A 23,648-nucleotide genomic window follows, 5' to 3' on the forward strand; every position below is an offset into this window, starting at 1 on the left:
CCCCCCCCCCCCCCCCCCCCCCCCCCCCCCCCCCGCCCCCCCCCCCCCCCCCCCCCCCCCCCCCCCCCCCCCCCCCCGCGCCCGGGTGTCTCGTGCGTGTCGGGCCACCGCACGTGCGACGATCGCCTCTCGTGCGGGTGGGGACACGGGGCGAGCTGCCCCGCGAGGTCAGAGTCCTGGCGGTCATCGCCTTCGTCGTGGCGCTCGGCTTCGGCATCGTCGCCCCGGCGATCCCCCTGTTCGCCCGCAACTTCGGGGTCGGGACCACCGCCGTCGGGCTGGCGGTCAGCGCCTTCGCGTTCTTCCGCTTCGTCTCCGCCTTCAGCGGCGGCACCCTGGTCGAGCGGTTCGGCGAGCGGCTCGTGCTCGCCTCCGGGCTGGTGGTCGTCGCCGTCACCACCGGTCTCGCCGGGCTGGCCGGGTCCTTCCCGCTCTTCCTCGGGCTGCGGGCCGCCGGCGGGATCGGCAGCGCCATGTTCACCGTCGCGGCGCTCTCGCTGCTGCTGCGGGTGGCCCCGCCGTCGCACCGCGGGCGGGCCGCGGCCACCTGGCAGGGCGGCTTCATCCTCGGCGGCATCGCCGGGCCGGCCGCCGGCGGGCTGCTGGCGGAGCTCTCCCCCCGGCTGCCGTTCTTCCTCTACGCCGGGTTCCTGCTGGTGGCCGGTGCGGTGGGCGTCGCGCTGCTGCGCACCGCCGAGCCCGACCCGGCCGCGCCCCCGGCGGGTGACGCCGCCGGCCCCGACCTCGACGCCGGCCCGGTCCGGCTGGGCAGCGCGCTGCGCTCGCGGGTCTACCTGGCCGCGCTGCTGGCCAACTTCGGCGTCGGCTGGGTGCTGTTCGGCGTCCGCAACTCCCTGGTGCCGCTCTACGTCACCGAGGAGCTGGGCCGGACCGTGGCCTGGGCGGGGGCCGGGCTGCTCGTCGGCTCGGTCGCGCAGGCGCTCGGCCTGCTCCGATCCGGCCGACTGGTGGACGGCTGGGGACGCCGGCCTTCGCTGATCGTGGGCGCGGCGCTGGCGACGGCGGCCATGGCGGTGCTGGTCCTGCCGCCCGTCCTCTGGGCCTTCCTGCTGTCCATGGCCGTCTTCGGGCTCGCCGCCTCGCTGCTCGCCAGCGCCCCGGCGGCCCTGGTCGGCGACCTGAGCGCCGGGCGGGGCGGCCGGGTCGTCGCGGTGTTCCAGATGTCGGCGGACCTGGGTGCCATCGCCGGGCCCCTGATCGCCGGCTGGCTCACCGACGTGGCCGGCTTCCAGGTGGCGTTCGGGGTGAGCACCGCGGTGCTCGCGGCCGGGCTCCTCGGTGGGCTGGCCATCCCGAGGACCGCGCCCGCCCCGGCGCCGGCGGCGACGCCGGCCGCCTGACCCCGGATCCCGACGGCGGTGAGGACGAGCCGTTGATCCACCCCGGCCGCTTCGTCGCCGAGGTTCACCGGTTGCCGGCAGGCGCCGTCCGCTCCGCGCCTCCCGGCCCGGTGATCTCAGCATGACTCGTGCCCTGCCCACTCCTGTGGGCAGGGCACGAGTGATGCAGAGGGCACCTGCCCGAGCTCCCGGGCCGGGCTCACGAGCACCGGCGTGGACGGCGGGAACCGGGCGGGGTCGTCGGCGGGAACCGGGCGTCAGCGGCTGCGGTACAGCCGGGTGGTCAGCGGGAGGAAGACCGCGGCCAGCGCGGCGGCCACCGCCAGCGAGACGCCGATCGCGACGCCATCCGGCGTGCCGTCCATCAGCGAGCGGCACGCCGTGGCCAGCACCGAGATCGGGTTGACGTCGACGAACGCCTGCAGCGGCCCGGGCAGGGTGGCCGGGTCGACGAACACGTTGGAGAGAAACGTCAGCGGGAAGATGCTCATGAACCCGGCGTTCATCACGGCGTTCGGGCTGCGCATCAGCAGGCCGAGCACCGAGAAGGCCCACGACAGCCCGAACGAGAAGACCACCACCAGGGCCAGCGCCGCCACGGCGCCCGCCACCCCCGCGTCCGGGCGGTAGCCCAGCAGCACGCCGACGACGATGATCACCGTGCCCGCCACGACGTACCGGACGCTGTCCCCGAGCAGCGAGCCCAGCAGCGGCGCGGGCCGCCAGATCGGCAGCGACCGGAAGCGGTCGACGACGCCCTTGGTCAGGTCGGTGTTGAGCGAGACGCCGGAGTAGACCGTCGTGAAGAGCACCGACATGACCAGCAGGCCGGGCAGCGTGTAGTCCAGGTAGGCGCTGGTGGAGCCCGCGATGGCGCCGCCGAAGAGGTACGTGAACATCAGCAGGAACATCACCGGCGTCACGGTCACGTCGAGCAGCTGCTCGGGGACGTGCTTGACCTTGAGCATCCCCCGCCAGCCGAACGTGAGGGCCGCCGACAGCGGTCCGGGCCGCGGGGGCCGCTCGCGGCCGGCGATCGCCCGGCGGACGGCCGCGGCGTCGGCGTCGGTGGTCGTGGTCGCCGTGCTCATGACGTCCGCTCCTCGAGGGTCGGTGCCGCTCCGGGTGGGTCCTCGGCGCCGCGGCCGGTCAGGGCGAGGAAGACCTCGTCCAGGCTGGGCTGGTCGAGGGAGAAGTGGGCGATGCCGATGCCGGTCCGCGCCAGCTCGGCCACGCCGGCGGCGGCCCGGGCGGAGTCGGGGCAGGTGGCCGACAGCGCCGCCGGGTCCGGCTCCAGGGCGACCGAGCCGAGCGCGCTCTCGAGGACCGCGGCCGCCTCGGCGCGCCGGGCCGGGTCGAGCAGCCGCACGTGCAGCGCCCCGGTGCCGACCGACGCCTTCAGCTGGGCCGGGGTCCCCTCGGCGATCACCCGCCCCCGGTCGATCACCGCGATCCCGTCGGCGAGCTGGTCGGCCTCCTCCAGGTACTGCGTGCAGAGCAGGATCGTGGTCCCCTCGGCCACGAGCGCGCGGGCGATCTCCCACACCTGGTTGCGTGACCGCGGGTCCAGCCCGGTGGTCGGCTCGTCGAGGAACATCAGCCGCGGGGTGACCACGATGCTGGCCGCGATGTCCAGCCGGCGCCGCATCCCCCCGGAGTAGTGCTTCACCAGCTTGCCCGCGGCCGCGGCGATGCCGAAGGCGTCCAGCAGCTCGTCGGCCCGCGCCCGGGCCCCGGGGCGGGACAGCCCGAGGAGCCGGCCGAGCAGCACCAGGTTCTCCCGCCCGGTCAGCTCCTCGTCGACCGACGCGAGCTGCCCGGTCAGGCTCACCTGCGCGCGCACCGCGTCGGCCTCCGCGACGACGTCGTACCCGAGCACCCGGGCGCTGCCCGAGTCGGGGCGGACGAGCGTGGCCAGCATCCGGATGGTGGTCGTCTTCCCCGCCCCGTTGGGCCCCAGGACGCCGTAGATGCTCCCGGCCGGCACGGCGAGGTCCAGCCCGCCCACCGCCTGGGTCTCCCCGTAGGTCTTGACCAGCGCCGTCGCCTCCACGGCCAGCGGTGCGTGCTGCGGCATGGGTACCTCACCCTGGGGTCGGTGTCGTCGTGGTGCAGACGGACTCTCCCCGGATATCTCATCGGCGGCGAACGACTTTTCCGCGGCCCCGCCGGCCGGCGGGCAGAAACCTCGCCGGTGCCCGTGTGACGCAGCGTGCACCGGGGAAGGGGACGGCGGAGCGCGCAGGCGTCGTCGCGCACCGGAGCCGATGCCGCGCCAGGTAGCCGGCCGGACCCCGCCGCGAGGAGGCACGCATGGACATCGCCGCGATGCGGGCGAGCTTCGCCAAGGCGGCGGCGACCGGCGACGAGGCACCGCTGTACTTCTACTCGCACCTGTTCCTGAGCCACCCCGAGACGCGGGCGATGTTCCCGGTGTCCATGGCCCACCAGCGCGACCGGTTCTTCCACGCGCTGGGCGAGGTGGTGTCGCACGTCGACGACCTCGACGCGCTGGTCCCGATCCTCAAGCAGCTCGGCCACGACCACCGCAAGTTCGGCACGCTGCCGGCGCACTACCCCGCGGTGATGCCCAGCCTGCTCGCGACGCTCGAGCACTTCGACGACGAGTGGGACGAGCACCGCGCCCGCACCTGGACCGAGGCCTACGAGCTCGTCGCCTCGGTGATGATCCAGGGTGCCGAGGAGTCCGGCGACCAGCCGGCCACCTGGCGGGCCGAGGTCGTGTCCCACGAGCGCCGCGCCATCGACGTGGCGGTGCTCCAGGTGCGGCCCGAGGTGCCGGTCAACTACCTGGCCGGCCAGTCGCTGTCCCTGGAGATCGACCGCCGGCCGCGGCTGTGGCGGTACTACTCCCCCGCCAACGCCCCCCGGGACGACGGCACCCTGGAGCTGCACGTGAAGGCCCGCCCCGGCGGACCGGTCAGCACCGCGCTCGTCCGCAGCACCGAGGAGGGCGACCTGCTGCGGCTGGGCCCCCCGCTGGGCGACCTCACGCTGGCCGGCGACTCCGACCGCGACCTCCTGCTCGTCGCCGGCGGCATGGGGCTGGCGCCGCTGAAGGCCCTGGTCGACCAGGTGGCCCGGCAGGGGCCCGCCCGCCGGGTGGACCTGTTCGTCGGCGCCCGCACCGAGGACCAGCTCCACGACCGCGCCGCCCTGGACGAGCTGCGGGCGGCCCACCCGTGGCTCGGCGTGACCTACGCGGTGTCCGACGACGACCTGTCGGGCCTGGAGCAGGGGGACGTCGGTGACGTCGTCCTCCGGCACGGTCCGTGGCTCAGCCGGGAGGTGTTCGTGGCCGGCCCGGCGCCCATGGTGGAGGCGACCGTCAGCGGCCTCCTGCAGCACGGCGTGCCGCGGGAACGGGTGCGCAGCGAGGTGTTCGCCCCCAGCCGACCGGGGCCCAGTGCCGAGGGGAAGGTGACCGAATGACCACCACCGAGACGTCCGGGACCGGAGGGAACGCTCGGCGGCTCACGCCCGAGCAGATCCGGGGGGCGCGGTTCGCCGCGGGCACGATGCTGCACCCGGGGTACGACCAGGGGCAGGTCGACCGCTTCCAGGAGCTGGTGGCCGCGGAGGTGAGCACCCTGGTCGGCGAGCGGGAGCGGCTGCACCGGCAGGTGGCGGAGCTGCAGCAGCGCCTGGACGGCATCACCGTGCCCGAGCCCCCCAGCGAGCAGGCGGTCCGCATCCTCGCCAGCGCCCAGCAGACGGCGGACGAGTACGTCGCCGAGGCGGAGGACTTCAGCCGGCAGATGACCGCCGAGGCCCGCGACCAGTACGAGGAGCAGCTACGGCTGGCGCGCGAGAACGCCGGCGCGATCATGCAGGCGGCGCAGGAGGCGGCCGCCCGGCTCACCGGGGGCACCACCGGGGACGGCGGCGGCGACGCCGCCGGGCAGCGGACCGCCGCCGAGCTCGAGGAGCAGGTGGCGTTCCTCAGGGCGTTCGCCCAGGCCTGCCGGGCGCAGCTGCGGGCCTACCTGGAGGCCCTGCTCACCGACGTCGAGACCGAGTGGGGCCGCGTCGACCCGGCGCTGGCCCCGGAGGCGCTCGCCGCCGCGGAGCCGGGCCGGCGACCGGGCCCCGCGCCGCAGCGCACCGCCTTCCACTCCAACAGCGCCGGGAGCACGGCGCGGTCGGAGGAGGACGCCGAGAGCCGGACGGCGCCCGCGGGCGCCCCCGCCTCCGGCTCCTGACCCGCCACTGCCCGGCCGGCGGGCCGCCCGCGGTGCGCGGTCACGGCGCGGGCGGCGTGCCGCGGCGGCTCCTCCGGGGCGCACGGACGGCCGCTCGCGGCGGCAGGTCCCAGCAGGCGCCCAGCGCCCGGTCCACCACGGGGTGCAGCCGGTCCAGCCCGCCGCCGGGGTACGGGGTCAGCTCGCCGAACCAGAGCTCGCCGTCGACGTCGTAGAGGTCCACGCGCACGAAGTCGAACTCCCGGCCGAGCGCCTCCGCCACCGCCCGCATCGCCGGGTAGCTCGCCGGCGGCGGGTCGGCCGGTCCCAGGGCCATCCCCGGGTCGACGAACGGCAACGGCGACCACTCCGCGGTGTAGAGCCGGCGCCGATGCCCAGCGCTGAACCGGCCGGTGTCCACCTGCACCAGCCGCACCCGGCCACCGAACACCAGCAGCTTGTGGTCGGCGGGCGGGACGCCGGGGCGCCCGAGGAACTCCTCGACGAGCAGCAGGCGCCGGGCCCGGCTGTACACCCACTCCCCGCGGGTGGGGAACAGCGGCTCGTCCAGCCAGCCCGCGGTGGCCTCCCGCAGGGCAGCGACGTCGGGCCGTCCGGAGGCCAGCCGCACCCGCATGGTCCCGTGGTTGGGCTTGAGCACCCAGTGCTCGGGCAGCGGCACCTCGGCCAGGTCGGCGACGTCCGTGCCCGCCCAGAGGACGCGCGGCACCCGCACCTCCGGGCAGACGCGGGCCGCGTACGCCTTCATCGCCAGCTTGTCGCCGAGCTGCGCGATCAGCGGGCGGCGGTCGTGGACCACCCGCCAGTTCAGCTTCTCGGTGAAGGTGCGCGGCGGGCGGCGGGGGAACCGGCCGTGCGCCTCCCGGAAGAGCAGCGCCCGCTTCGCCGGCAACGGCAGCCTGCGGAACACCTCCCGGGGCAGCCTGTCCAGCACCCGACGCACCGCCCCTCGACCCGCCGCGCTCCGCCCGGCTCCCGGCTGCCCAGTCTGCCGAGCCGCCCGCGCCCCGGCGCCCTAGGGTCGGGGGTCGTGCGCACCGCAGGAGCCCCCCGCTGAACCCCGTCCCCCCAGCCGCACCGGCCACCCGGGTCGGGTTCGTCGCGAAGGACCCCTGGCACCCTGCGATCCGCCGCGAGCAGATGATCGCCCGGGAGCTGGTCCGCCGGGGCGGCGACGTCCGCTTCGTCCAGGTCCCGGCGGACGCCCACCGGGTGCGCACCGACCCGGGGAACTGGTGGCGGCACCTGCGCGCGGCGCGGTTCGCCGAGGTCTGCGACGGCGTCACCGTGACCGAGCGCTCCACGGTCCTGCCCGGCTCCCGGGGAGCCCTGTCCGAGCGGGTGGACGCCGCGCTCCTGCGCGCCTTCCTCCGCCGCTCGGGCTGGGCCGAGGACGTCACCGTCCTCATGCTGCCGTGGGACTGGCGGGCCACCCGCGGCCTCGGTGGCCGCGTGGTCTTCGACTGCACCGACGACTGGGCCCGGCTCCTCCCGCACGCCCGCAACGTCCCGGCCCAGCTGCGCCGGATCGCCGACGAGGCCGACGAGATCGTCGTGGTGAACCCGGTCCTCGCCGGGCTGTTCCCGGGGCGGCGGCCGGTCGTCGTGCCGAACGGCACCGACGAGGCGCTGCTGACCGCACCACGCTCCGCCCCCCGCGCGGAGCGGCACGCCGTCTACGTGGGCAGCGTCGCGGAGCGCTTCGACGTCGAGCTGGTCCGGGCCGTGCTCACCGCGCTGCCCGACTGGACCCTCGCCGTGCACGGCCAGCTGGTGTTCCCGGAGCGCTCGGCCCCGGCCCGCGCCCGCTTCCTCGCGCTCGAGGGCGAGTTCCCCGGGCGCTTCACCTACCGAGGGCTGACGCCCCGCGACCGGCTGCCGGCCGTGCTGGACGCCGCCCGCGTCGCCTTGGTCCCCGACGTCGCGGCGCGGGCGCTGGGGCAGTCGTCGATGAAGACCTACGACTACTCCGCCCGGGGCCTGCCCGTGGTGGCGACCGCCGGGCACCTCGAGCACTCCGGGGAGGTGCCGCCGCACACGGCGGTCGTCTCCGGCGCCGACGAGATGGTCGAGGCGCTTCGCGCGGCCGCCACGGAACCACCGGGCCGGGCCGACGAGCGCCGGGCCTGGGCGGCGGGGCGCACCTGGGCCCGCCGGACCGACGACTGGCTGACCGCGGTGACCGGCCGGCCGGCCGGCACGGTCTCCCCGCCGGTTCCGGTCTAGGGCCGCTCCGCGCCGAGCGAGCGGACGACGCGCGCGGGGTTCCCGACGGCCACCACGTCCGGTGGCAGGTCACGGGTGACCACCGAGCCCGCTCCCACGACCGTGCGCGCGCCGACTGTGACGCCCGGCAGCACGATCACGCCACCGCCGAGCCAGACGTCGTCGCCCAGGGTGATCGGCGCCCCCTGCTGCCAGCCGGCCCGGCGGAGCCCGGCGTCCACGGGGTGGCCGGCGGTCAGCAGCTGGACCCCCGGGCCGAGCTGCACGTGGTTCCCGAGGGTGATGGGCCCGACGTCGAGGAAGACCCCGCCCCAGTTGACGAAGCAGAACGCGCCGACGGAGATGCGGTAGCCGTAGTCGCAGCGGAAGTCCGAGCGGATCGTCGTGCCGCCGCCCACCGACCCCAGCAGCTCGGTGAGCAGGGTGTGCCGGGTCACGCCGTCGGACTCGGCGTTGTAGCGGGCCAGCAGAGCCGCCGCCCGCCGGCCGTCGGTGGCGAGGTCGGGGTCGTCGGGCCGGTAGGGCCGGCCCGACAGCATCCGGTCCTTCATCCCGCCCATGCCCGCCACGCTAGCCAGCCCGCCGCGATAGGTTCGACCGGTCCGTACCGAGCCTGGAGGCCCGCGATGCCCGATGTCCTGCTCGTCCTCCTGGTCGTGGTCCTCGTGGCGCTCGCCGCGCTCGCCGTGGTGGTCCTCGTGCTGCGCCGGCGGAACCTCGCCCGGGCCGCCGCACCGCGGCCCCGCGTCGACCCCCTGGCCGACGAGCCCGACGTCTACGACCCGCACGCCATCGGCGTCGGTGACGTGATCACGTACGCGGGCGTCGACCACGTGGTCCGCGGCACGATCGTCCTCGAGGAGGGCGGGATGACCTGGCGCGAGCACCTGCTCGACGGGTCGACCGGCCGCCGCTGGCTCACCGTCGAGGACGACGAGGGCGAGCTGGAGATGACGCTGTGGATGCGGCGGGAGGGCACCAACCTCACCCCCGACGGCGACGTGATCCTCGACGACCGGGTGCACCGCCAGATCGAGCGGGGCCGGGCCGCCTACACCGCCGAGGGCACCACCGGCACCCCGCCGAGCGGCACCGTCGAGTACGCCGACTACGCCACGGCGGACAAGACCGGGCTGCTGGCCTTCGAGCGCTGGGCACCCACCCAGTCCTGGGAGGTCTCCACCGGCCGAGCCGTCAGCCGCGGGGAGCTCACCGTCTACCACCGCACCCCCGGCGCATGAGCCTGCACGTGCTGGACGTGGAGCCGCGCGACGTGTCCGCGACGGCGCTCGGCCTGGTGCTCGACGGGCCCCTGGCCGAGCCGCTCGCCCGGCTCCGGCTGGACGACGGTCGGGGTGGCTCCATCACGCTGGGGGTGCTCGGCGCCTCGCACGTGGTCACCGCCGCCGTCCCCGGCTCCCGGCTGACCGAGGAGGTCTCCTGCGACGCCGTCGGCGCCGGCGGCGACCCGCTGCCCCGGAGCACCCGGTCCGGCGGCTACGCGCTCACCTCCTCGGTCACCACCGTGAGCCGGGCCGAGCTGGACGTGAGCGCGCTGCGGCTGCGCGACCGGGCCGGCGCGGACCCGGCGTGGCTCTGCGGCGCCTTCCCCGGGGCGGCCGGCGCCCTGACCGCGCTCACCGCGCGGCCCCTGGCCGGGGGCGGGTGGGCGTGGCGGACCTGGCACCTCTACCCCGCCGGCGACACCGGCGAGGTCGTCACGACACAGACCAGGTGGACGCCGTGAGAAACATGTCCCGGATGGTGGCCCTCGCGCTGGCCGCCGTCCTGCTCCTGAGCAGCTGCGGGACCGGTACCCGCATCCGCGCCTTCCTGGACGACACCTACGAGCGGACCGAGATCGTCGGCAACGCCGCGGTCTACGCCTCGCCCGATCCGGTGGGCACCACGACCGCGGCCATCACCGAGGCCGTCCCCCCGGCGGAACGGCAGGCCGACGGCGGGAACGAGTACCTGCGCTACGACGACGACATCGTGATCGTCAGCCCCGCTGCGGACGGGAGCACCGTGCGCGTCGAGGACCTCGACGAGCGGTACCGCAGCGGCTTCTTCGCCTTCCTCGGGCCGGGCTTCCGGCCGGGCTCCCCCGTCGGCACGGGCGGCAGCGGCGGCCCCGGGGACGCCAAGTGACCCCCGCCCTGCACGTCCCCACTCCCCTCGAGACCAGGAGCGACCTCACGTGAGCACGACCTACCAGGCCGTGCAGTTCGGCCACGTCGACGCCGATCTGCTGACCCAGGGCGTCGTCGGGACGCTGCTGTTCTTCGTCATCGGGGTGGGCGTGCTCGCCCTCGGGTTCCTCGCGCTGGACCTCATCACCCCGGGCAACCTGCGCACGCAGGTCTACCTCGACCACAACCCGAACGCGGCGATCCTGCTCGGCGCCAACCACCTCGCGCTGGCGATCATCGTGGTGACGGCGATCATGACCAGCGCCGACAACCTGGGCCAGGGACTGGTGGACACGGCGGTCTACGGCCTGATCGGCGTGCTGCTGCAGGCCCTGGCGCTCCGGGTGCTGGACGCGGTCATCCCCGCCGACCTGCGCTCCCTGGTGAACCAGCCGCGGATGCGCGGATCGGCCTGGGCGGTCGCCGTCAGCCTGGTCGCGATCGGCGCGGTCAACGCCGCCGCGCTGTCCTGAGGCCGTGACGGCGTCCGCACGGGGCGTGCCGGCGGCAGGGCCGGCCGCGGCGGGCGGCGGAGTGCGCTCGCGCCCCCTGCTGCTGGCGGCCGTCGCGGTCTGCGCGGCGTGCGGGCTGATCTACGAGCTGGTGCTGCTCACGCTGTCGGCGAGCCTCACCGGCGGCGGGATCACCCAGACCTCCCTGATCGTGGCCGGGTTCGTCGCGGCGCTCGGCGCGGGCGCGCTGCTGGTGAAGCCGTTCCTCGGGCACGCCGCCGCGACGTTCGTCGCCGTGGAGATCCTGCTCGGCATCGTGGGTGGGCTGAGCGCGGTGACGCTCTACGTCTCGTTCTCCTTCTACGGGACCAGCAGCGCCGTCCTGGTGACCGGCACCGCCGTGATCGGGGTCCTCGTGGGTGCCGAGGTGCCGCTGCTCATGACGCTGCTGCAGTCCGGGCGCAGCGGCATCGACGCACGCGGTTCGGGCACGCTGCTCGCCGACCTCAACGCCGCCGACTACGCCGGCGCCCTGCTCGGCGGCCTGGCCTGGCCGTTCCTGCTGCTGCCCCTGGCCGGCCAGATCCGGGGCGCGGCCCTGACCGGGGTGCTCAACCTCCTGGCGGCCGCGGTCGTGGCCGCCTTCGTCCTCCGCGGGGAGCTCACCCCCCGTGCCCGCCGTACCGCCACGGCTGCGCTGCTCGCCGCGGCCGCCGTCCTCGGGGTGCTGCTCGTCCGGGCCGGTGACATCGAGACCACCTCCCGGCAGCGGCTCTACGCCGACCCCGTGGTGGCCGCGCAGCGCTCGGACTACCAGGAGATCGTGGTCACCGAGCGCGCCGACGACGTCCGGCTGTACCTGGACGGCGACCTGCAGTTCTCCAGCCGGGACGAGCACCGCTACACCGAGGCGCTCGTCCACCCGGTGCTCGCCCGCGACCCGGAGCGGGTGCTGATCCTCGGCGGCGGGGACGGCCTCGCCGCGCGCGAGGTGCTGCGCCACCCGACCGTCCGCGAGGTCGTGCAGGTGGAGCTCGACCCCGCGGTCGTCGACCTGGCGCGGACCCGGCTGGCCGACCTCAACGCCGGCGCGCTGGACGACCCGCGGGTCGACGTCGTGCTGGACGACGCCTTCCGCTGGCTGCGCTCCCCGGCCGCCGCGGGGTTCGACGCGGTGATCGTGGACATGCCCGACCCGGACACCCCGGTGCTCGGCCGGCTCTACTCGACCGAGTTCTACGGGCTCGTCGGCGCCGCCCTGGCGCCCGGCGGGCTGGTCTCGGTGCAGTCCGGCAGCCCCTACTCGACGCCGACCGCCTTCTGGCGCACCGTCTCGACCCTCGACGCCGCCGGGCTCGCGGCCACGCCGTACCACGTGCACGTGCCGAGCTTCGGCGATTGGGGGTTCGCCCTGGCGCAGCCCGGCGCGACCCCGCCCGGGCTCGCCCTCTCCCCCGGCGCCCCGCCGCTGCGGTTCCTCGACGACGCTGTCCTGGCGGCCTCCGGCGTCTTCCCGGCCGACCGGCGCCCGCAGCACCTGGAGCCCTCCACCCTCGACCGACCGCGGATCGTCGACGACATGCGCAGCGGCTACGTCGGCTGACGCATGTAGCGTTCTTCTCCTGGGCCGCCCTTCCGGGCCGCTCGTCCGGGTCGCCTGCCCGGACCCGCTGGACGCCGCCCGAGGGCCGGCCGCCGCGGACGCAGACCGAACGAGGAGAGTGCCACCGTGGCCGCCGTCACCGACGCAGCCGAACGACACGAGGCCGGCCGGGCCGCACAGTCGGCCCTCGCCGAGGCCACCCGCCGGCGCACGTTCGCCGTGATCAGCCACCCCGACGCCGGCAAGTCCACGCTCACCGAGGCCCTCGCCCTGCACGCCCGCGTCATCGGCCAGGCCGGTGCGGTGCACGGCAAGGCCGGCCGCCGCGGCACGGTATCGGACTGGATGGACATGGAGAAGGCGCGCGGCATCTCCATCACGTCGGCGGCCCTGCAGTTCGAGTACCGCGACGCGGTGATCAACCTGCTCGACACGCCCGGGCACGCCGACTTCTCCGAGGACACCTACCGGGTGCTCACCGCCGTCGACGCCGCGGTCATGCTCATCGACGCCGCGAAGGGTCTCGAGACCCAGACGATGAAGCTCTTCGCCGTCTGCAAGCACCGCGGCATCCCGATCGTCACCGTGGTCAACAAGTGGGACCGCCCCGGCAAGGACGCCCTCGAGCTCATGGACGAGATCGCCGAGCGGACCGGACTCAGCCCCACGCCGCTCACCTGGCCGGTCGGCATCGCCGGTGACTTCCGCGGCGTGCTCGACCGCGGGGACGGCACCTTCCGCCGCTTCACCCGTACCGCCGGCGGCGCGACGATCGCGCCCGAGGAGCTGCTGAGCGCCGCCGACGCCGCGGCCCAGGAGGGCGACGTCTGGCAGCAGGCGCAGGAGGAGGCCGAGCTGCTCGAGGCCACCGGCGCCGAGCACGACCAGGACTCGTTCCTCTCCGGCGTCACCACGCCGGTGCTGTTCGCCTCCGCGGTCTCCAACTTCGGCGTCGGTGCGCTGCTGGACACGCTGGTCGACCTCGCCCCCGCGCCGTCGGGCCGGCCCGACGCCGAGGGCGTGGTCCGCGGCCTGGACGAGCCGTTCAGCGCCTTCGTCTTCAAGGTGCAGTCGGGCATGGACGCCGCGCACCGCGACCGGCTCGCCTACATCCGCGTCTGCAGCGGGGTGTTCGAACGCGGCATGGTCGTCACCCACGGCCGCACCGGGCGCCCGTTCACCACCAAGTACGCCCAGCACGTGTTCGGCCGGGAGCGGGAGAGCATCGAGACCGCCTACCCCGGTGACGTCGTCGGGCTGGTCAACGCCTCGGCCCTGGGCGTCGGCGACAGCCTGTACGTGGAGCGGCCCGTCACCTTCCCGCCGCTGACCACCTTCGCCCCGGAGCACTTCGCCGTCGTCCGCAGCCAGGACACCGCCAAGCACAAGCAGTTCCGCAAGGGCATCGAGCAGCTGGACTCCGAGGGCGTCGTCCAGGTGCTGCGCTCGGACCGCCGCGGCGACGGATCCCCGGTCCTGGCCGTCGTCGGGCCGATGCAGTTCGAGGTCGCCACCCACCGCATGGAGCACGAGTTCCACGCCCCCGTCGCCCTGGACCGGCTGCCCTACAGCCTGGCCATGCGAACCGACGAGGAGTCCCTTCCGCTGATCGCCTCCTCCGGCGGCGTCGAGGTGGTACGGCGGACCAGCGGCGAGCTGCTGGCGCTGTTCCCCGACAAGTGGGCGCTGCGGATGCTGCAGCAGCGGCACCCGCGGGTGACCCTCGAGCCGCTGGTGGCCGCCCAGCTGGCCTGAGCCCGGCCGCTCACGGCCGGAGCGCGTCGTAGACCTCCTCGGCCCGGTCGAAGACGAAGAAGTGCCCCTCCCCGGGCAGCCAGTGCGCCGAGCAGCGGGGCAGCATCGCGCTGAGCACCTGACCGAGGACGACGGGGACCTGCCAGTCCTGCGTGCCGTGCCACAAGTGCACCTGCTGGCGGACGGCCGACAGCGGGAACCCCCACGGCCGGAACAGCAGGGCCCGGTCCTCGGCCAGCACCGCGCTGCCGTTGCGCAGGCCCTCGGCGAACGTGTCGGCGAGGATGCGCCGGACGGCCGGGCGCCCGATCACCCGCCGGTCGGCCGCGTTGAGCCGCAGCTGCAGGTAGCGCGGGATCGTCCGCGGCCGCAGCCCGACCGGGGCGAGCACCGGGCGCAGCACGGCCGCCAGCCGGGCCGGACGGTGCACGGCCGCCCGCAGCTGCCGGGGGATCCAGCGCGGCCAGGGCCACGGCACGTCCGGCGGGGGTGCGCCGCCGAGGATCCCGACGGCCGACACGCGGTCCCCCAGCGCGTGCGCGCAGGCCAGCGCGTAGGCGGCGCCGCCGGAGAGGCTGAGCACCGCGCACCGCTCGATGCCGAGGTGGTCCAGCAGCTGGGCGACGTCGTCGGGCCAGTCGGCGACCCGGCGGCCGGGGTGCGGGTCCGAGCGCCCGAAGCCGGGACGGTCGGGGACGATGAACCGGACGCCCCACCGCCGGTAGTCCTCCGGGTCCTCGACGTGCCGCTCCAGCCGGGAGCTGGGCGACCCGTGGCAGCCCAGCACCGGCCGGCCCGCGGGGTCGCCGTGCTCCGCGTACGCGAGCGTACGGCCGTCACGGAGCCGGATGCTGCTCTCCCGGAGTTCTGGTCGGCTCTGCATGCCTGCGCCCCTACCCGGGCCGGGCGGAACCCCACCGTCCGGGCCGGCTCCGCGCCCACGCGCGAGGCCGCACCCGACGCACTGCCCCAGCTCCCGGCGGGAGCCGCGGGCCGCGCCCCGGATGCCGGTGGGCGGCGCGCACCCGGGCGGAGGTGTGCCCGTGATCTCCGCGGGTAGCCGCCGAGGATGCCAACGTCGAGACAGCCGTCGGCCGCCAGCGTGCTGGGACGGAGCGTGCTCGCCGGCATCGCCGGCACCGCCGTCATGACGGCCTTCCAGGAGTTCGTCGAGATGCCGTTGACCCGGCGGGGCGAGAGCTACGCGCCGGCCGACTTCGCCCAGAAGGTGCTGCCCGTCGACCCGGAGACCGCGCAGGGGCGTCGGCGGCTGAACTGGGTCACGCACTTCTCGCTGGGAGCGATGTGGGGTGCCGCCTACGGCGTCGCCGCGCTCCGGGGAGCCCGTGGCCAGCAAGCGGTGCACGCCGTCTTCGCGGCCGTCTACCCCGGTGACGTGCTGCTCAACTCCGCCCTGGGGCTTTACCACCCCACGCGGTGGTCGAGGCGTGACCTGGTGGTGGACGTGGTGGACAAGTACGTCCAGGCGCAGGCCACCGGGGCGGTCTTCGACCGGCTGCTCGATCCCGCCGGACGGCGCTGAGCCGAGACATTCGTGCGCCCGCGTCCCAGCCGTGCTGGTGCGCCCGGGCGCCCAGCGGATCCAGGAGACCAGGTGGCCGGCACGGAAACGGCACGACAGCGGGTGGCGATGGTCACCGGGGCGAGCAGCGGGCTGGGGCGGGCGGTGGCGCTCCGGCTGGCGAAGGACGGGTACCGCGTGGCCCTCCTCGCGCGCGACGCCGGTGACCTCTCCGCCGTCGAGCGCGACGTGGAGCGAGCGGGTGGGACGGCTCTCAGCCGAGCGGTGGACCTCGCCGACGCGGCGGAGACCCAGACCGCCGTCGACGAGGTCGTCGCGGCCTGGGGATCGGTGGACGTCCTGGTCAACGCCGCCGGCACCGACGTCCCCGGGACCGTCGAGCAGACGACGGTCGAAGAGTGGGACCGTGTCCTCGCGGTCAACCTGCGCGCCCCCTTCGTGCTGAGCAAGGCCGTCTTCCCGCACCTGCGTGCTGCCGGCGGGGGCACGATCGTGAACATCTCGTCGGTCGCAGGGCTGCGCGGGTGGGCGAACGCGGCTGCCTACTGCTCCTCGAAGTTCGCCCTGACCGGCTTGACGCAGTCGCTGGCCGCCGAGGGGCGGGAGCACGGCATCCGGGCGTGCGTGCTCTACCCCGGCGCGATGGCGACGTCCTGGGGTGCGTGGGATCCGGCGGACCGTCGCACGACCGGCCGCGAGGGCGCGGAGAAGCCGGCCACCGAAGCTCTGCCGGCCGGTCACGTCGCCGACCTCGTCGCGTGGGTGGTCAGCGCCCCGGACCACCTGGTGCTCAACCAGGTCACGGTGACGCCGCTGCACGAGCAGGGCTGGCCGTGACCGCGGCGGCCGGCCACCGGCCACCGGCCGCGCTTGCTAGCTTGCAGGCATGGCGATCGACCCCCGCGGGACGGACCTGAAGCGCTACCTGCAGGAGGACCCCGGCGGGCCCGTCGTGATGCTCAACCTGCTCCGGTTCGCCGAGGGCGGCCGCGAGCTCTACGCGCAGTACGCCGATGCGCTGAACAGCACCTTCCTCCCCCGCTACGGCGGCGAGGTGCTCTACGCCGGCGACGGCTCGACCTCGCTGGTGGCCGAGGACGGGCAGTCCTGGGACGCGGTGCTGCTGGTGCGCTACCCCTCGCGCGAGGCGTTCAGCAAGATGGTGGCCGACCCCGAGTACCAGCGGGTGACGGAGCTGCGCACCCGCGCCCTCACCGAGGCCGTGCTGCAGGCCACCACCGCCTGGTAGCCGGATCGTGCCTCAGTGGCCGCGGAACGCCTCCTCCAGCCACCACGACGGCTGCTCGCGGGTCACCTTGGCGTCGACGAGCAGCGGCGCCGTCCGGGGGCCGGCCAGCCAGGTGGCGACCCCCTCGAGGTCGGCGGTCCGCCGCACGGTGAGCGCCGCGTAGCCGTGCCCGCGGGCGATCGCGGCGAAGTCGGTCTCCGGGAAGCGGACGGTGTCCAGCGGGTGCCCGTGCGGGCCGAAGTGGTGCACCTCGGCGCCGTAGCCGGCGTCGTCGTAGACCACCACCACCATCGGCAGGCCCAGCCGGACGACGGTCTCCAGCTCGGCGGCCCCCATGAGCGCGCCGCCGTCGCCGAGCGCCGCCACGGGCAGCCGGTCGGGCCGGGCCAGCGCCGCGCCGATCGCCGTCGCCAGGCCCAGGCCGACGGACTGGAACGCCTGCGTGAAGCAGAAGCCCTGCTCGTCGGGGACGTCGAGGAACATGCTCGGGTAGCCCATGAAGTTGCCCGAGTCGACGGCGACCACGCGCTCGGTGGGCAGCAGGTCGTCCAGCGCGACGGTGAGCGCGCGCGGGTCGATCCGCCCGCCGTTCCCGCCGTCGCCGTACGGCTCGTCCCGCCAGCGGCCGCGGGCGGCCAGCGCGGCGCGCACCTCCGGCGTCCGGTAGCCGACGGCGACCGGCTCCCCCAGCCGGGCCGCGGCGGCCTCGGCGACGGCGCGCACGTCGCCGACCACGCCGAGGGCGACCGCCCGCTGGACCCCGATCGCGTCGGCGTCGAGGTCGACCTGGACGACGGTCGCGTCGTCGGCGATGAGCCGGCCGTGCCGCATCGTCCACATGTTGAGCTGGCACCCCCAGCCGATGACCAGGTCGGCGCCGGAGATCAGCTCGGCGGCCAGCGGGGTCGCGAACCCGCCGGAGACGTCCAGGTCCCACGCGTTGCCCCGGAACAGGCCCCGGGCCACCGCAGAGGTGGCCAGCAGCGCGCCGCAGCGCTCGGCGAGGGCCTCCAGCGCCGCGCGGGCACCCCGCGCGCCCCGGCCGGCCACGAACACCGGCCGCCGCGCCGCCCGCAGCGCCTCCGCCAGGCGGACCACCTCGGCGTCGGCGGGCACCGCGGGCGGCCGGTGCGGTGCCGGCGGCGCCTCGCCCTCCTCCGCCGCGAGGGACTGGACGTCCAGCGGGAGGTTGAGCACGACCGTGCGCCGCTCCAGCCGGGCGGCGTCCACCGCGGCCGCGGCGCACGCCACCGCGTCCGCCGCCGCGGTCACCCGCATCGGCGCCGCTCCGACGGCCGTGGCCAGGGCGAACTGGTCGACGAAGAAGTTCGACCGCGGCGAGGTGGCCTCGGCGGTGAGCACCACCAGCGGGGTCCGGCTCTTCGCGGCCTCGGTGATGCCGGTGAGCGCGTTGGTGAGCCCGCAGCCCTGATGCAGGCTGAGCACCGCCGGCCGGCCGGTGGTGCGGGCGTACGCGTCGGCCATCGTCGCCGCGCCGCCCTCGTGCCGGGCGGCCACGTACCGGGCCCCGGCGGTGACCATCGCGTTGGTCGCCACGAAGTTGCCCGAGCCGACGACGCCGAAGACCGTGTCGACCCCGCGCGCGACGAGCGTCTCCCCGACGGCCGCCGCGACCGTGCGCCCGGGAACCCGGGTCATCCCCGCTCGACCAGCGCCAGCACCCGCGACGGCGAGCCGGAGCCGGAGACGATCGGCAGGGGGGCCACCACGAGCAGGGCGCCGGTGGGCGGCAGCAGCGCGAGGTTCTGCAGCTGGGTGAGCCCGTACTTCCCGCTGCCCATCAGCGCCGCGTGGCAGGGGAACGGCGGGTCGAAGGAGTGCGCGGCGCCGGCGTCGGTGCCCACGGTCTCCACACCCAGCCCCAGCACCGGCGACTCCTCGGCCAGCCAGCGCGCGCACTCCACGGACAGGCCGGGGGTGTGCGGGCCGGTGTCGTCGGCGTTGAGGAACTCCTGCTGGGAGGCCGACCGGGCGTCCCAGCCGGTGCGGTAGAGCAGCCAGCCGCCCTCGGGCAGCGGCCCGTGCTCGGCCTCCCACGCGCGCACGTGCTCGACCTCGAGGAGGAAGTCGGGGTCCGCCGCCGCCTGCGCGGAGAAGTCGAGGACCACCGCCGGGGCGATCAGCCGGCGGGCGGGCACCGAGGCGACGTCGTCGCCGTCCCGCCCGGTGACCCAGTGGTTGGGCGCGTCGAAATGCGTGCCGGTGTGCTCACCGGTGCGGAAGTTGTTCCAGTACCAGGCCGGGCCCCGGTCGTCGTACCGGCTCAGCTCCTCCAGCTCGAACCTCGCCGTCTGGGCGAACTGCTCGGGCAGCTGGATGACCGGCGTCTCCGCCGACAGGGGCGCGGTGAGGTCGACGACCTCGACCCGCGCGCTGACCAGCGCCTCGGCGAGGCTCGGGAGGATCGGCATGGCGGTCCCTTCGCAGGCGTGCGGAACGGCCGTCAGCCAATCACAGCCGTCGCGGCGCGTCAGCGCTGCTTCGGGATCATGATCCAGAGCCCGATGTAGACGATCTCGCCGACCCCGAAGAGCCCGAAGAGCACGAAGGCGATCCGGACCAGTCCGGTGGAGACGCCGAACCGGTTGGCCAGGGCCGCGCAGACCCCGGCGATCATCTTCTGCGAACGTGGCCTGACCAGCGGTGATGTCATGACGGAAGGCCTACCCGACCCCGGGCGGCCGGACACGTCGGCGAGCACGTTCAGGCCTGCTGGACCAGGCGGAGCACCGCCTCGGCCACGACGTCCGGCCGGTCCGCGGGCACGAAGTGGCTGGCGTCGTCCACCCAGGTGAGGCGCGCGCCGGGGATGTCGTCGGCGAGCCGCTGCCCGTACCGCGACTTCATCTGGTGGTCCTGGCGGCCCCACACCACCTCGGCGGGCATCTCCAGCCGGGGCAGGAACGGGGCCACCGTCTGGGTGTACACCGAGTCCAGCGACCGCAGGTGGCGTGCGAGCTGCGCCGGGCCGCCCGGGCGGGCCCACGGCGCGACGAAGCGGTCGATGAACGGCGTGGCCCGCTGCTGGTGGACGAAGAGCGAGCGCAGCGCCGGGCGCAGCGCGCTCGCGAGCAGCGGCGGCGGGAGGAGCTGGAGGGCGGGCCAGGTGCCCTTCATCGCCCGCACCAGGGGAACCGGCCACCCGTCGTAGCAGACGCCGTTGACCACACCGAGCCCGGCGACCCGGTCGGTGGCGGTGGTCGCCAGGATCTGCGCCACGCCACCGCCCAGGTCGTGGCCGACGACCACCGCCCGGTCCACGCCGAGGGTGTCCAGCAGCCGCAGCAGCCGCGCCGCCTGGGCCGCGAGGTCGACCGGGTGGTCGCCGGAGGGGTCGGAGTCGCCGTAGCCGAGCATGTCGACGGCCAGCACCCGGGCCGAGGCGGACACCTCCGGGACGACGTCCCACCACAGCCGGGAGTTGGTGGGGATGCCGTGGACCAGCAGCACCGCCGGCCCCGAGCTCCCGGCTTCCCAGACCCCCAGCCGGTGATCGCCGACCTGCACCGTGCGCGCCGCTCCGATGGGTAGCTCCATGAACGGTCACTGCCCACCTGCCCGTGTCCCTGCACGTGGCCTCGGCCTCGTCCGGTGGTGCCGGTGGTGGCTATCCGGGCGTGCGCGGGGTAGGGATCCCGGCCATGGATGCGATCACCTTCGGCAAGGCCGGCCTCAAGGGCTGGCGGGCGCGCGTGGCCGACACCGTGGCCGGGCCGGTGGCCCAGCGGACGTCGGTCACCGAGGACCAGGTGCGGGCAGCGGTCGGCGCGGTCTTCCTGGCCCTCGCCTCGCTGTACGTGGTGAAGGCGGTGAAGGACCTGGCGACCAGCCGCTGAGCCGGCGTCAGCCGGCCAGCACCGCCCACCCGTGCGCCGGCACCCGCACCCGGGCTCCGTCGGAGCCGGGTGCGGAGACGTCGGCCGCCCCCGACAGCACCGCGCCCGCCCGCGGCGCCGGCAGCTCGGCCGGGCCGTCGGCGACCGAGAGGGCCACGACGAGCCGCTCGCTGCCCGCCACCGCCTCGTAGACGACCGTCTCGTTGGTCAGGTGCAGCGTCCGCGTACGGGCAGCGTGCAGCCAGCGGTGCCGGCGGCGCACGCCGATGAGCTCCTGGTGCAGGTGGTAGACGGGCAGGCCGACCGGTGAGAGCTCGGCCGGCGAGCCCGGGAACGGCGGCCGGACGGCGTCGTCGCCGCCGGCCCGGTCCTCCTTGACACCGCGGAAGGCGTGCTCGTCGCCGGCGTAGACCGAGGGCGTCCCCCCGGTGGTGAGCAGCACGACCAGGGCGTGCGCGAGGTGGCGGTCGTCGCGCAGCCGGCTGGCGATGCGCGTGACGTCGTGGTTGCCGACGAAGGTGTAGGGCACGAAACCCTCGAGGAAGCCGCCGTGCCGGTCCAGCGCCGCATCCAGCTCGAAGAAGTTGCGGTCGTTCAGCGCGCTCCAGATCGCCTTCCACAGCTCGTACTGGGTCACCGAGTCGAGGGTCGACTCGTCGACGAACCGGCGGTAGTCGCCGTGGATGACCTCACCCATGAGGTAGGCCCCGGGATGCCGGGAGCGCACCCGCCCGGCCACCTCCGCCCAGAACGACGTCGGGACGGCGTACGCCGCGTCCAGCCGCCAGCCGTCGGCGCCGCGGTCCAGCCAGTGCGACATCACCTCGGTGACGTGGTCGGCAACGGCCGGCGACCCGTGGTCGAGCGCGACCAGGTGGCGGTGGCCCTCGAAGTCGTCGTGGTCGGGCTCCGTGCCCGGCGTCCACACCTCCGGGCCGCCGGGCCAGCGCAGCCGGAACCACCCCGCTGTGGCCGCGGCCGGACCCTCCGCCAGCACCCGCTGGAACGCCGGGTGCCCCCGGCCCACGTGGTTGAAGACGCCGTCCAGCAGCACTCTCAGGCCGCGGGACCGGCACTCCGCGACCAGGGCGTCGAAGTCGGCGTCGTCGCCGAGCCGGGGGTCGATGCGCAGGTGGTCGGTGGTGTCGTAGCCGTGGGTCTCCGCCGCGAACACCGGTCCCAGGACCAGGCCCGAGACGCCCAGCTGCAGTGCGTGGTCCAGCCAGGGGACCAGCCCGCGCAGCCGGTGGCGCAGCGGCTGGCCGGGTGTGGTCTCCCGCTCCGCCCCGACGAAGCCGAGGGGGTAGACGTGCCACCAGATCGCGTCGTGCACCCAGCCGGGTTCGCGGGGGCCCGGAAGAGTCATACCGACGATGCTCGCGCACCGGTCCGCGACGTCCGCCGGCCGGGTCGCCCACCGGAGGGGCACCGCCGACCCGGCTGTTCCCGGGAGAGCCGCAGGAGGAGTAGTGTTCTCCTCGGTCGCTGTTGCGCCTCTGCTTTCGTTCTCGAACGTCCGCGGTCGTCTCTGCCTGACGTTCCTCTCGGTCCTGCCGGTCGGTGCGGCGGCCCCGCACCCGGTACGTACCTGTGCGGTCACCTCCCAGCACGGAAGAAGAACGACATGGCTCAGGGCACTGTGAAGTGGTTCAACGCGGAGAAGGGCTTCGGGTTCATCGCCCAGGACGGCGGCGGCGCCGACGTCTTCTGCCACTACTCCGCCATCACCGGTAGCGGCTACAAGTCCCTCGACGAGGGCCAGCAGGTCGAGTTCGACGTGACGCAGGGCCAGAAGGGCCCGCAGGCGGAGAACGTCCGCGCTCTCTGATCGACGCGTGAGGAGGGGGCCGCGGCGCTGCGCCGTGGCCCCCTTCGCATCGGTGCCGGGCGATCCGCGCACCGGCTCCGACGAGGGGCGCCGCAGGCGCCCGTCGACCACGACATCGAGGGAAACCCCATCGCCACACGCTGCGAGGACGTCCATCTCGGTTGCTCCTGCCGGGGGGACGAGACGATCCACGAGGAGAGCTCCCGCGCGCTCCGCGAGGCACGCGCCAGCTCCGAGGGTGCGGTCGAGTGCCCCGAGTGCGGCGGGCCGACGACTCCGCTGTGCATCGTGTCCTGGGGGAACTGCCGGGCCTGCCGGACCGCGCACTCCCGGTCGACCCACCCCCTGCGCTGGTGAGCCCGCAGCCCTCGGCTCCCTGAAGCTGCTGCATCGCAGGTGTTCCGACCCCGCCGTGCAGCCTCCCCGGCCGGACGTCGCCGCCCCACCTGCAGCGGTGGCGACGGCGTCCGGCCGGGGAACCAACCCGCACCGGCCGGCTCGGGGACAGTTCACCCGCCACCGTGCCGGGCGTCGTCCCCGACGGTCACCGGCACCGGTCAGCCGGCCGCCAGCCACTCGACGGCCTCGCGGGCCACGTCGGGCGGCACGGCGTGCGGCCCGTCGAACTCCCGGTAGGTGACGTCGTAGCCGTCGTCCTCCAGCGCGGGGACGATCCGGCGGCTGGTCCGGTCGATCGGCAGCACCTCGTCCGCCACGCCGTGGGACACGAACACCGCCGGGCGCCCCGAGCGCGGCGCGGACGGCACGAAGCCCGGCGAGAAGGCGACCACGTGCGAGAACAGGCCGCCGTTGGCCAGGCCGAGCCCGAGGGCGTAGGAGGCACCGTCGGAGAAGCCGGCCACGGCGATCCGCCCGGGATCGACCGGCAGGGTCGCGAACACCTCCTCCAGCGCGCGGTCGATGCGTGTGACGTCCGGGCCGAAGCCGCCGCCGACGGCGTCCCACGTCGAGGACTCCGAGGACGGTGCGAGCAGCACCAGCCCGTGCTCCTCGGCGAGCGGGCGCAACAGGTCCAGCCCCGCCGCCGCGTCGCCGCCGGCGCCGTGCAGGCTGAGGACCAGCGGCACCGGCTCCCCCGCGGGCAGGCCGGGGGGCACGTGCAGCAGCGCCCCACCGGTGCCGGCCAGCTCGCGGGTGCCGGCCCCGGGAGGCTCGTCGGGCGCCGCCGGCGGTTGTGCCGGCCGGGCGCCGAGCGAGGCGCCGTTCCTCGGCGCCGCCTCCTGCCCGCCCCGGCCCTCCGTCCCGGACCGCCGCTCGGCCCCGCAGGCCCCCAGCAGACCGCCGAGGGCCGCCGTGACGCCGGCCGCGAGCACGGTCCGCCGATCGGGCACCGGTCCG

At 75.4% G+C, this 23,648-nt stretch carries 26 protein-coding genes; 15 read left to right on the top strand and 11 right to left on the bottom strand.

Annotated features, from left to right (window positions below; translation table 11 throughout):
- The first annotated feature begins 131 nt into the window (after nucleotides 1-131).
- Nucleotides 132-1,361, top strand: coding sequence for an MFS transporter (locus tag ACI79K_RS17635; protein WP_456589712.1), 1,230 nt, complete (start codon nucleotides 132-134; stop codon nucleotides 1,359-1,361).
- A 257-nt stretch (nucleotides 1,362-1,618) separates the two neighbouring features.
- Here ACI79K_RS17635 and ACI79K_RS17640 read toward each other — a convergent pair whose 3' ends face one another.
- Both ACI79K_RS17640 and ACI79K_RS17645 read right to left on the bottom strand, forming a co-directional pair.
- Nucleotides 1,619-2,452 (bottom strand): ABC transporter permease, encoded by an 834-nt coding sequence (locus tag ACI79K_RS17640; RefSeq protein WP_456589713.1) that lies wholly within the window; start codon nucleotides 2,450-2,452, stop codon nucleotides 1,619-1,621.
- Nucleotides 2,449-3,438 carry an ATP-binding cassette domain-containing protein gene (locus tag ACI79K_RS17645; RefSeq protein ID WP_456600344.1) on the bottom strand — a complete coding sequence of 330 codons (990 nt, stop codon included), beginning with the start codon at nucleotides 3,436-3,438 and terminating at the stop codon, nucleotides 2,449-2,451. The genes ACI79K_RS17640 and ACI79K_RS17645 overlap by 4 nt, the downstream gene beginning before the upstream one ends.
- 236 nt (nucleotides 3,439-3,674) lie before the next feature.
- Here ACI79K_RS17645 and ACI79K_RS17650 point away from each other — a divergent pair, with 236 nt between their 5' ends.
- Together ACI79K_RS17650 and ACI79K_RS17655 are read left to right on the top strand one after the other, a co-directional pair.
- Nucleotides 3,675-4,814: a globin domain-containing protein gene (locus tag ACI79K_RS17650; RefSeq protein ID WP_456589715.1), complete on the top strand. Its 1,140-nt coding sequence runs from the start codon at nucleotides 3,675-3,677 to the stop codon at nucleotides 4,812-4,814.
- The gene (locus ACI79K_RS17655; protein WP_456600345.1) at nucleotides 4,811-5,584 is read left to right on the top strand and encodes a DivIVA domain-containing protein; all 774 of its coding nucleotides are present in this window, start codon (nucleotides 4,811-4,813) and stop codon (nucleotides 5,582-5,584) included. The genes ACI79K_RS17650 and ACI79K_RS17655 overlap by 4 nt, the downstream gene beginning before the upstream one ends.
- A 40-nt stretch (nucleotides 5,585-5,624) precedes the next feature.
- Here the strand turns inward: ACI79K_RS17655 and ACI79K_RS17660 are convergent, their stop codons facing one another.
- Nucleotides 5,625-6,518, bottom strand: coding sequence for an ATP-grasp fold amidoligase family protein (locus tag ACI79K_RS17660; protein WP_456600346.1), 894 nt, complete (start codon nucleotides 6,516-6,518; stop codon nucleotides 5,625-5,627).
- Nucleotides 6,519-6,724: 206 nt separating this feature from the next.
- On the opposite strand from ACI79K_RS17660, the gene ACI79K_RS17665 reads away from it, so the two are divergent.
- Nucleotides 6,725-7,810 carry a glycosyltransferase family protein gene (locus ACI79K_RS17665; protein WP_456600347.1) on the top strand — a complete coding sequence of 362 codons (1,086 nt, stop codon included), beginning with the start codon at nucleotides 6,725-6,727 and terminating at the stop codon, nucleotides 7,808-7,810.
- Here ACI79K_RS17665 and ACI79K_RS17670 read toward each other — a convergent pair.
- On the bottom strand, nucleotides 7,807-8,370 hold the full coding sequence (locus ACI79K_RS17670) for a sugar O-acetyltransferase (protein WP_456589719.1): 564 nt from the start codon (nucleotides 8,368-8,370) through the stop codon (nucleotides 7,807-7,809). The genes ACI79K_RS17665 and ACI79K_RS17670 overlap by 4 nt on opposite strands.
- Before the next feature lie 66 nt (nucleotides 8,371-8,436).
- On the opposite strand from ACI79K_RS17670, the gene ACI79K_RS17675 reads away from it, so the two are divergent.
- The 6 genes from ACI79K_RS17675 to ACI79K_RS17700 all read left to right on the top strand — a co-directional run bounded on the left by ACI79K_RS17675 (nucleotide 8,437) and on the right by ACI79K_RS17700 (nucleotide 13,812).
- Entirely contained in the window at nucleotides 8,437-9,051 is a 615-nt protein-coding gene (locus ACI79K_RS17675; RefSeq protein WP_456589720.1) for a DUF4178 domain-containing protein, read from the top strand.
- Nucleotides 9,048-9,557 (top strand): DUF2617 family protein, encoded by a 510-nt coding sequence (locus ACI79K_RS17680; RefSeq protein WP_456589721.1) that lies wholly within the window; start codon nucleotides 9,048-9,050, stop codon nucleotides 9,555-9,557. The genes ACI79K_RS17675 and ACI79K_RS17680 overlap by 4 nt, the downstream gene beginning before the upstream one ends.
- 5 nt (nucleotides 9,558-9,562) lie before the next feature.
- On the top strand, nucleotides 9,563-9,961 hold the full coding sequence (locus ACI79K_RS17685) for a DUF4247 domain-containing protein (RefSeq protein WP_456589772.1): 399 nt from the start codon (nucleotides 9,563-9,565) through the stop codon (nucleotides 9,959-9,961).
- Nucleotides 9,962-10,010: 49 nt separating this feature from the next.
- Nucleotides 10,011-10,475, top strand: coding sequence for a DUF350 domain-containing protein (locus tag ACI79K_RS17690; protein ID WP_456589722.1), 465 nt, complete (start codon nucleotides 10,011-10,013; stop codon nucleotides 10,473-10,475).
- 4 nt (nucleotides 10,476-10,479) lie between these two features.
- Nucleotides 10,480-12,057, top strand: a complete 1,578-nt coding sequence (locus tag ACI79K_RS17695; RefSeq protein WP_456600348.1) for a polyamine aminopropyltransferase — start codon at nucleotides 10,480-10,482, stop codon at nucleotides 12,055-12,057.
- Between the two features lie 126 nt (nucleotides 12,058-12,183).
- Nucleotides 12,184-13,812: a peptide chain release factor 3 gene (locus tag ACI79K_RS17700; protein WP_456600349.1), complete on the top strand. Its 1,629-nt coding sequence runs from the start codon at nucleotides 12,184-12,186 to the stop codon at nucleotides 13,810-13,812.
- 10 nt (nucleotides 13,813-13,822) lie between these two features.
- Here ACI79K_RS17700 and ACI79K_RS17705 read toward each other — a convergent pair whose 3' ends face one another.
- Nucleotides 13,823-14,695, bottom strand: coding sequence for an alpha/beta fold hydrolase (locus tag ACI79K_RS17705; RefSeq protein ID WP_456600350.1), 873 nt, complete (start codon nucleotides 14,693-14,695; stop codon nucleotides 13,823-13,825).
- Between the two features lie 186 nt (nucleotides 14,696-14,881).
- On the opposite strand from ACI79K_RS17705, the gene ACI79K_RS17710 reads away from it, so the two are divergent.
- From ACI79K_RS17710 to ACI79K_RS17720, 3 genes are all read left to right on the top strand, one after another.
- Complete coding sequence (locus ACI79K_RS17710; protein WP_456600351.1) at nucleotides 14,882-15,355, top strand: hypothetical protein; 474 nt, start codon at nucleotides 14,882-14,884, stop codon at nucleotides 15,353-15,355.
- 72 nt (nucleotides 15,356-15,427) lie between these two features.
- Nucleotides 15,428-16,192, top strand: a complete 765-nt coding sequence (locus ACI79K_RS17715; protein WP_456589727.1) for an SDR family oxidoreductase — start codon at nucleotides 15,428-15,430, stop codon at nucleotides 16,190-16,192.
- Between the two features lie 49 nt (nucleotides 16,193-16,241).
- Complete coding sequence (locus tag ACI79K_RS17720) at nucleotides 16,242-16,604, top strand: DUF1330 domain-containing protein (RefSeq protein WP_456589728.1); 363 nt, start codon at nucleotides 16,242-16,244, stop codon at nucleotides 16,602-16,604.
- 12 nt (nucleotides 16,605-16,616) lie between these two features.
- Here ACI79K_RS17720 and ACI79K_RS17725 read toward each other — a convergent pair whose 3' ends face one another.
- Genes ACI79K_RS17725 through ACI79K_RS17740 form a run of 4 tightly spaced genes read right to left on the bottom strand, consistent with a single transcriptional unit; the run spans nucleotide 16,617 to nucleotide 20,162 of the window.
- Entirely contained in the window at nucleotides 16,617-18,263 is a 1,647-nt protein-coding gene (locus ACI79K_RS17725) for a thiamine pyrophosphate-binding protein (RefSeq protein WP_456600352.1), read from the bottom strand.
- A complete protein-coding gene (locus tag ACI79K_RS17730) occupies nucleotides 18,260-19,036 on the bottom strand; it encodes a cyclase family protein (protein WP_456600353.1) in 777 nt (258 codons plus the stop codon). The genes ACI79K_RS17725 and ACI79K_RS17730 overlap by 4 nt, the downstream gene beginning before the upstream one ends.
- A 59-nt stretch (nucleotides 19,037-19,095) precedes the next feature.
- Nucleotides 19,096-19,278: a PspC domain-containing protein gene (locus ACI79K_RS17735; RefSeq protein WP_456589731.1), complete on the bottom strand. Its 183-nt coding sequence runs from the start codon at nucleotides 19,276-19,278 to the stop codon at nucleotides 19,096-19,098.
- Nucleotides 19,279-19,328: 50 nt separating this feature from the next.
- The gene (locus tag ACI79K_RS17740) at nucleotides 19,329-20,162 is read right to left on the bottom strand and encodes an alpha/beta fold hydrolase (protein WP_456600354.1); all 834 of its coding nucleotides are present in this window, start codon (nucleotides 20,160-20,162) and stop codon (nucleotides 19,329-19,331) included.
- Between the two features lie 104 nt (nucleotides 20,163-20,266).
- Between ACI79K_RS17740 and ACI79K_RS17745 the strand changes: the two genes are divergently transcribed.
- Complete coding sequence (locus ACI79K_RS17745) at nucleotides 20,267-20,461, top strand: hypothetical protein (RefSeq protein WP_456600355.1); 195 nt, start codon at nucleotides 20,267-20,269, stop codon at nucleotides 20,459-20,461.
- Nucleotides 20,462-20,468: 7 nt separating this feature from the next.
- Here the strand turns inward: ACI79K_RS17745 and ACI79K_RS17750 are convergent, their stop codons facing one another.
- Entirely contained in the window at nucleotides 20,469-21,827 is a 1,359-nt protein-coding gene (locus ACI79K_RS17750) for an alpha-amylase family protein (protein WP_456589734.1), read from the bottom strand.
- A 258-nt stretch (nucleotides 21,828-22,085) separates the two neighbouring features.
- Here ACI79K_RS17750 and ACI79K_RS17755 point away from each other — a divergent pair, with 258 nt between their 5' ends.
- Nucleotides 22,086-22,289: a cold-shock protein gene (locus ACI79K_RS17755; protein WP_236826100.1), complete on the top strand. Its 204-nt coding sequence runs from the start codon at nucleotides 22,086-22,088 to the stop codon at nucleotides 22,287-22,289.
- 557 nt (nucleotides 22,290-22,846) lie between these two features.
- Here the strand turns inward: ACI79K_RS17755 and ACI79K_RS17760 are convergent.
- Nucleotides 22,847-23,641, bottom strand: a complete 795-nt coding sequence (locus ACI79K_RS17760; RefSeq protein WP_456600356.1) for an alpha/beta hydrolase — start codon at nucleotides 23,639-23,641, stop codon at nucleotides 22,847-22,849.
- Nucleotides 23,642-23,648 lie beyond the last annotated feature (7 nt).

The organism is Blastococcus sp. SYSU DS0616 (assembly GCF_054051015.1).